Here is a 7,500-nt window from a genome sequence, read left to right as displayed (position 1 = left end):
ATCCAGTTAAGCGTTGCAGACGCATATCTAAAATCGCTTGCGCTTGTTTCTCACTTAAACCAAAACGTTCCATTAAGCCTTGCTTTGCAATATCTGCTGTTTTTGAACTACGAATTAACGTAATAACTTCATCAAGATGATCTAAAGCAATTCGTAATCCTTCTAAAATATGAGCACGTGCTTCTGCTTTTTCTAATTCATAAGCAGTACGTCTACGAATTACTACCTTCTGATGCTCTAAATAATGATATAGATTTTGTTTTAAATTTAGTACTTGTGGCTCCCCATTTACAAGAGACAACATATTAATACCGAAACTTGTTTGAAGCGCTGTATGTTTATATAGATTGTTTAATAGTACGTTTGCATTAGCATCACGACGTACTTCCATGACAATACGCATACCATTACGATCTGATTCATCACGTAAATCTGTAATACCTTCAATTTTCTTATCGCGAACTAATTCTGCGATTTTTTCAATTAATCTCGCCTTATTAACTTGATAAGGTAGTTCAGTTACGATAATAGATTGTTTACCGTTTGACTTCTCTTCAATTTCAACCTTAGCACGAAGCATAATGGAACCGCGACCTGTTTCATAAGCTCTTCGAATTCCACTTCTTCCTAAAATTAAACCTGCCGTCGGAAAGTCTGGACCAGGAATATATTCCATCAATTCTGCGATAGTAATATCAGGATTATGACTTAATGCCAGCACACCATCAATTACTTCGCCAAGCTGATGCGGCGGTATATTTGTTGCCATACCAACAGCAATACCTGTTGTACCGTTTACTAATAAATTAGGGAAACGCGCTGGTAGTACTATCGGTTCTCTTTCGGAACCATCATAGTTATCTTGATAATCAATTGTATTTTTTGAAATATCACGTATTAATTCCATAGAAATCTTAGACATTCTTGCCTCTGTATAACGCATTGCTGCTGCTGAATCTCCATCTACAGAACCGAAGTTACCATGCCCATCTACAAGCATATAACGTTGACTAAAATCTTGCGCCATACGTACCATTGTTTCATAAACGGCTGAATCACCATGAGGGTGATACTTACCGATTACTTCACCGACAATACGTGCTGATTTCTTATACGCTTTATCAGCTGTAATTCCTAAATCATTCATCGCATATAAAACCCTACGATGCACAGGTTTTAATCCATCACGAACATCTGGTAATGCACGAGATACGATAACACTCATTGCGTAATCTAAAAATGAGGTACGCATTTCATGACTAATATTAATTTCTCGAATTCGTGCTTGTTGTTGATTGTCTGACATCAACGAGCACCTCCTCTTACATTTCCGTTACACATACATTGATTTATATGTAGAAGACAGGAATACTTAGATTCCTGTCATTACTCATTTAAATATCAAGGTTCTTCACGTATTTTGCATTTTCTTGGATAAAGTTACGACGCGGTTCTACTTTATCACCCATTAAAATTTCAAACGTTTCGTCTGCTTCTATTGCATCTTGAAGAGAAACTTGAAGTAACGAACGTACTTCTGGATCCATTGTCGTCTCCCATAGCTGAGTTGGATTCATCTCCCCAAGACCTTTATAACGTTGAATTCCTGGTTTCGGCTGGGCTGGTAGCTCAGCTAAGATTTTTTCAAGTTCCTTATCGTTGTAAGCATATTGAATTTTTTTACCTTGTTGTATTTTAAACAATGGCGGCTGTGCAATATAGATATAACCACACTCAATTATTTGACGCATATAACGATAGAAGAACGTTAATAATAGGGTACGAATATGTGCACCATCAACATCGGCATCGGTCATAATAATAACTTTATGATAGCGTGCTTTTTCAATATCGAAGTCTCCACCAATATTTGTACCGATTGCCGTAATAATTGTACGAACTTCATCATTTGATAAAATCTTATCTAAGCGCGCCTTTTCCACATTAATAATTTTACCCTTCAGCGGTAAAATTGCTTGGAAATGACGATCGCGTCCTTGTTTTGCAGATCCACCCGCAGAGTCACCCTCTACGATGTAAATTTCACTAATTGCTGGATCTTTCGAAGAGCAATCAGCTAATTTACCAGGTAAACTTGAAACTTCTAACGCACTCTTTCGACGTGTCAATTCACGCGCTTTTTTCGCAGCTACACGTGCACGTGCAGCCATCGTACCTTTTTCTACAATTTTTCGCGCTACATTAGGATTTTCTAGTAAGAACTTTTCAAATGCCTCTGAGAATACAGACTCTGTAATTGTTCTCGCTTCACTATTCCCAAGTTTTGTCTTCGTTTGTCCTTCAAATTGTGGATTTGGATGCTTGATTGATACAATTGCTGTTAAACCTTCACGAACATCCTCACCAGTTAAATTACTGTCCGCATCTTTTAAAATGCTATTTTTACGACCATAGTCGTTGATTACACGAGTTAAAGCTGTTTTAAAACCTACCTCATGTGTACCACCTTCATACGTATGGATGTTATTCGTAAATGAGTAAATATTATTTGTGTATCCTTCGTTATATTGAAGAGAAACCTCAACCTGAATACCATCTTTTGAACCTTCTACGTACACAGGCTCTTCATGAATCGGTTGTTTTGAGCGATTTAAATGCTCAACGTATGATTTAATTCCACCTTCGTAATGGAATTCTTTCTTTTGCTTATGTTCACGTTTATCTTCAATTGTTAATTTAATATTACGATTTAAAAACGCTAATTCACGCATACGAGTTGCTAGCGTATCAAAATCGTATACTGTTGTTTCTTGGAAAATTTCCGGATCTGGTTTAAATCGAGTTATTGTTCCTGTTTGATCGGTGTCACCAATGACTTTTAAATCCGCAACCGGAATACCTCTTTCGTATTTTTGGTAATGGATTTTACCTTCACGATGTACAAATACTTCTAATTCTGTTGATAGAGCATTTACAACCGATGCCCCAACACCATGTAAACCACCAGAAACTTTATAACCGCCACCGCCAAATTTACCACCGGCGTGGAGAACAGTCATAATAACTTCTACAGCTGGACGTCCCATTTTTTCTTGTATACCAACCGGAATACCACGCCCATTATCCGTTACACGAATACTATTATCTTCTTCGATACTAACATTAATTTCATCACAATAACCTGCAAGTGCTTCATCAATACTATTATCTACGATTTCCCAAACAAGATGGTGAAGCCCTTTTCCACTTGTAGATCCAATATACATACCAGGGCGTTTCCGAACTGCCTCTAGTCCTTCAAGCACCTGTATCTGACTTTCATCATATGCATTTTCTTGCATTTGCTTTTGTTCCATTGACACAAAGATCACCTACTTTTCCATTTAAACAGGGGTTATTCCCTATCTATTTCACAATCTACAGTGCCGTTCGTTACATGAATTGTTTTCGCTTCTTTTAATGTTTCGTGTTCAATTCCGTCGACACTCGTCGTTGTAACAAATGTTTGCACTTTTCCTTGAATTGTATTTAAAAGATGTGATTGACGATAATCATCTAATTCTGATAAAACATCATCCAACAAAAGGATTGGATATTCTTTAACCTCTGAATAAATCAATTCAATTTCAGCTAATTTTAGGGATAGTGCGGTCGTTCGTTGTTGTCCTTGCGAACCAAAGACTTGAACATTTTTACTATTAACGAAGAATTGTAAATCGTCACGATGAGGACCAATTAAAGTCGTACCACGGAAAATTTCACGTTGTTTCACAGATTGAAAACTTTCATAGTATACTTCTTTTATTTTCGACAAATCCATTGATTCTGATACATCTACACTTGGTTTATAGACAATTTCTAACTCTTCTAATCCACGGCTTATACCTCGATGAATTGGAGCTGCCCATTCCTGTAGCAAATGCAAAAACTCAAAACGTTTTTGCAGTATTTTCGCACCATGCTCAATTAGTTGAAGTGTAAATACATCCAACATCGTTTCCTCATTCTTACTATTCCCTTGCATTTTTTTCAACAAGTGATTTCGTTGCGTGAGCACCTTTTGATATTGACTTAATTCATACAAATATACAGGAGCTATTTGTCCTAATTCCATATCTAAAAAGCGTCTTCTTACTTGAGGGCTTCCTTTTACAAGATTTAAATCTTCTGGGGCAAACATGACAACGTTCATCACGCCAATATATTGACTTAACTTTTGTTGTTCAAGTTGATTTAATTTTGCCTTTTTACCTTTTTTCGAAATATTTAATTCCAAAGACAAAGAACTGTTTCTTTTTTGTAATCTCCCTTTTATTTGACCAAAATCTTCATCCCAGCGGATAAGTTCGCGATCATTAGAGGTTCTATGAGATTTCGCCATCGCTAAAACATAAATAGCTTCCATCAAATTTGTTTTCCCTTGCGCATTTTCGCCGATAATTACATTTACCTTATCTTCAAAGGAAAGCTCTAATTTTTCATAATTGCGATAGTTTTTTAATTGTATTTCTGAAATAAACAAAGGGCTCCCCCTTTATGCCTGAACTTGGAAAGTTCCGCTTCCTGGAATTTCAATAACATCATTCGCATATAGTTTGCGACCTCTTCTATTTTCAAGTTCGTTGTTCACGTACACTTCATATTCTTGTAAAAACCATTTTACAGCGCCACCTGTATCAATTACATCAGCTAACTTTAAAAATTGTCCTAGTGTAATATACTCTGTTGAAATTTTAATACGTTTCATAAAATCGCTCACTTTCTGAAAGTGTTCATTCTTTCATTGTACTAAATAAACTAGCATTAGGAAAGTAATACCCAAAAATCAAATAAGGGCCACTAGCATCTTTAAACTAGCAACCCTTATTCCTTACCTAGTAAGTACGAACCGGTAAAATTAATTGAATAATTGAATCATCATTTACTGTACGAATTAAGAACGGTCTCATCGCCCCAGTAAAGCTAACTTTAATCTCTGTACTATCCAAAGCTTTCAATGCATCCATCATATATTTTGCACTAAAAGATATTTTTAACTCTTCTCCATCTACTTTTTCGCATTGTACTTCTTCGACAACTTTTCCGATTTCTGGTGAATTCGAAGAAATCTCTAGCATTTCTTGCTCTAAAGTTGATAATTTAACAACGTTATTGCGGCCATCTCTTGCTAATAGTGAAGCGCGATCAATTGCTTGTAGGAATTCTTTTGTATTCACAAAAATATCCGTTTTACTCTCTGCCGGAATTAAACGTGTCGTATCAGGATAATTCCCTTCTAACAATCTTGAGAAGAATAATAAATGTTTTGTACGGAATAATACTTGATACTCCGTAATAACGATATCTACCATTTCTTCAGACTCATCTAAAATTTTACTTAATTCATTTAAGCTCTTACCTGGGATAACAACATTAGCTTGGAATTCATCTGCAATATTATGTCCTTCAATTTTTGCTTTTCGAAGTGCCAACCTATGACTATCTGTTGCAATACAAGTTAACTCGCTGTTATATACCTTCCAGTTTACACCTGTCAAGATTGGTCTTGTTTCAGAAGTAGAAACTGCAAATACAGTTTGTCTGATCATATGTTTAAGTAAATCTGTTGGTATCTTAAATACATGATGTTCTTCAATCTGTGGCAATAACGGATATTCTGCAGAATCTAAACCATTTAGGTTAAACTCTGATTTTCCAGATTTTATTTTTGTCATAAAATGATTTTCTACAGAAATTTCGACAGTGTCTTTAGGTAGTTTTTTTACAATCTCACTAAAATATTTTGCCTGTAAAACAATGCTTCCTGATTGAGCTATTTCTACGATTTCTTTTCCATCTTCTTCGACTGGAATAAACGATTCAATAGAAATATCAGCATCGCTTCCTGTTAATGTAACTCCTTCTTCAGTTGCTACAACTTTAATTCCCGTAAGAATTGGGATTGTTGTACGAGAAGAAACTGCCTTCATTACATCTTGTACACCTCTTACAAGATAGTCTTTTTGTATTGTAAAACGCATAAAGAAAAACCTCCGGTAAGTATAAGATTTTATTTAATTAATAAAGATAAAAAATAGTAGTAATAGTAATAGGGCTTGTGGATATGTGGATAACCCCGCTAAAGGATGTAAAAACAGTCTATCTACATGTGGATAGACTGTGCGTAAAACAAGGTAAGTTATTCACACTATTCAGCTACTACTTTAAAATACCATTAATTTCTTCAACTTGCTTTTGTAATTGCGTATCGGTTTTTAGTAGTTTAGAGATTTTTTCATGGGCATGGATAACTGTTGTATGATCACGTCCTCCAAATTCTTCACCTATTTTTGGTAAAGAGGAATCTGTAAGCTCGCGCGATAAATACATTGCAATTTGGCGAGGAAACGCAACTGATTTTGTACGTTTTTTCGCTTTAAAATCTTCTAATTTCACTTGATAAACGTCCCCGACAGCTTTTTGAATATCATAAATAGAGATAATTTTCGGCTTAGAATTTGGAATAATATCTTTAAGTGCTTCAGCTGCTAAATCAGCATTAATATCTTTATTAATTAAAGATGAATAAGCTACAACTCGGATAAGTGCACCTTCTAATTCACGAATATTTGAATCAATTTGATTTGCGATATAAAGCATAACTTCATTTGGTATATCAAGCCCTTCAGCTTTTGCTTTTTTGCGTAAAATCGCAATTCGTGTCTCTAAATCTGGCGGCGTAATGTCTGTAATAAGTCCCCATTCAAAGCGGGAACGAAGACGATCTTCTAAAGTTGGAATTTCTTTTGGTGGTCGGTCACTAGAAATTACAATTTGTTTACTTTCTTCGTGTAATGCGTTAAATGTATGGAAAAACTCTTCTTGAGTCTGTTCTTTTCCAGCAAGAAATTGAATATCATCTATCAATAAAACATCTACGTTACGATATTTATTACGAAAATCAACAGCTTTATTATCACGAATAGAGTTAATAAATTCATTTGTAAATTTTTCTGATGATAAATATACAACTTTTGCATTTGGATTATGTTCAATTACATAATGACCAATTGCGTGCATTAAATGTGTCTTTCCAAGTCCAACTCCCCCGTAAATAAAGAGTGGATTATACGCTTTAGCTGGCGCCTCAGCTACAGCTAATGAAGCTGCATGGGCAAAACGGTTACCAGAGCCAATAACAAATGTATCGAATGTATATTTTGGATTTAACATGCTCTGTGGTAAATGAGCTGAATCATCTTGTGCTGGATTCGGCTTAACTGGAGGCAGATCAATGTCCTCTTCAGCTTGACTTTGGGGAATAATAAAGCGAATTGCTAATTTTGCCCCTGTTAAATCGTATAGTGTTTCTGAAATTAGTTCGGAGTAATGAGATTCTAGCCAGTCACGAGCAAATTCATTCGGAGCTGTAATCGTTAATACGTCTTTCTTCAAGTTATGAGCCGTTGTGGATTTTAACCATGTCTCATAACTAGGCTTGCTTACCTTTTTTTCTAATTCTTTTAAGGCACTATTCCATAAATCAGAGATATTTTCCAA

6 protein-coding genes (1 of these 6 only partly in view) are annotated in these 7,500 nt (G+C 35.5%); all 6 read right to left on the bottom strand.

The annotated features are described in order from the left end of the window. A protein-coding gene (gene gyrA, locus V7S45_RS00030; protein WP_001282864.1) for a DNA gyrase subunit A crosses the window boundary here: on the bottom strand, positions 1 to 1,306 show its 5' portion. It extends 1,166 nt beyond the left edge of the window; the window shows 1,306 of its 2,472 coding nt (coding positions 1-1,306); the start codon lies at positions 1,304 to 1,306; the stop codon falls past the left edge of the window. 88 nt (positions 1,307 to 1,394) lie between these two features. Then, a complete protein-coding gene (gene gyrB / locus V7S45_RS00025) occupies positions 1,395 to 3,317 on the bottom strand; it encodes a DNA topoisomerase (ATP-hydrolyzing) subunit B (protein WP_000435982.1) in 1,923 nt (640 codons plus the stop codon). Positions 3,318 to 3,355: 38 nt separating this feature from the next. Continuing rightward, entirely contained in the window at positions 3,356 to 4,483 is a 1,128-nt protein-coding gene (gene recF, locus V7S45_RS00020) for a DNA replication/repair protein RecF (RefSeq protein ID WP_342761623.1), read from the bottom strand. Between the two features lie 12 nt (positions 4,484 to 4,495). Then, positions 4,496 to 4,708, bottom strand: a complete 213-nt coding sequence (yaaA, locus tag V7S45_RS00015) for a S4 domain-containing protein YaaA (protein ID WP_000821364.1) — start codon at positions 4,706 to 4,708, stop codon at positions 4,496 to 4,498. Positions 4,709 to 4,835: 127 nt separating this feature from the next. Beyond that, positions 4,836 to 5,981: a DNA polymerase III subunit beta gene (dnaN, locus tag V7S45_RS00010; RefSeq protein ID WP_001212884.1), complete on the bottom strand. Its 1,146-nt coding sequence runs from the start codon at positions 5,979 to 5,981 to the stop codon at positions 4,836 to 4,838. 178 nt (positions 5,982 to 6,159) lie between these two features. Then, complete coding sequence (gene dnaA, locus V7S45_RS00005; RefSeq protein ID WP_000428017.1) at positions 6,160 to 7,500, bottom strand: chromosomal replication initiator protein DnaA; 1,341 nt, start codon at positions 7,498 to 7,500, stop codon at positions 6,160 to 6,162.

The sequence above is a fragment of the Bacillus sp. BR3(2024) genome (assembly GCF_039134555.1).
Lineage (GTDB): Bacteria > Bacillota > Bacilli > Bacillales > Bacillaceae_G > Bacillus_A > Bacillus_A cereus.
Note: the sequence above shows the minus strand (reverse complement) of the source record. Positions and strands in the feature narration are given on the sequence as shown.

Bases quoted from the DNA above. Each gene is read 5' to 3' on its own strand.
- gyrB (WP_000435982.1), bottom strand. From the start codon at position 3,317: ATGGAACAAAAGCAAATGCAAGAAAATGCATATGATGAAAGTCAGATA.
- yaaA (WP_000821364.1), bottom strand. From the start codon at position 4,708: ATGAAACGTATTAAAATTTCAACAGAGTATATTACACTAGGACAATTT.
- dnaN (WP_001212884.1), bottom strand. From the start codon at position 5,981: ATGCGTTTTACAATACAAAAAGACTATCTTGTAAGAGGTGTACAAGAT.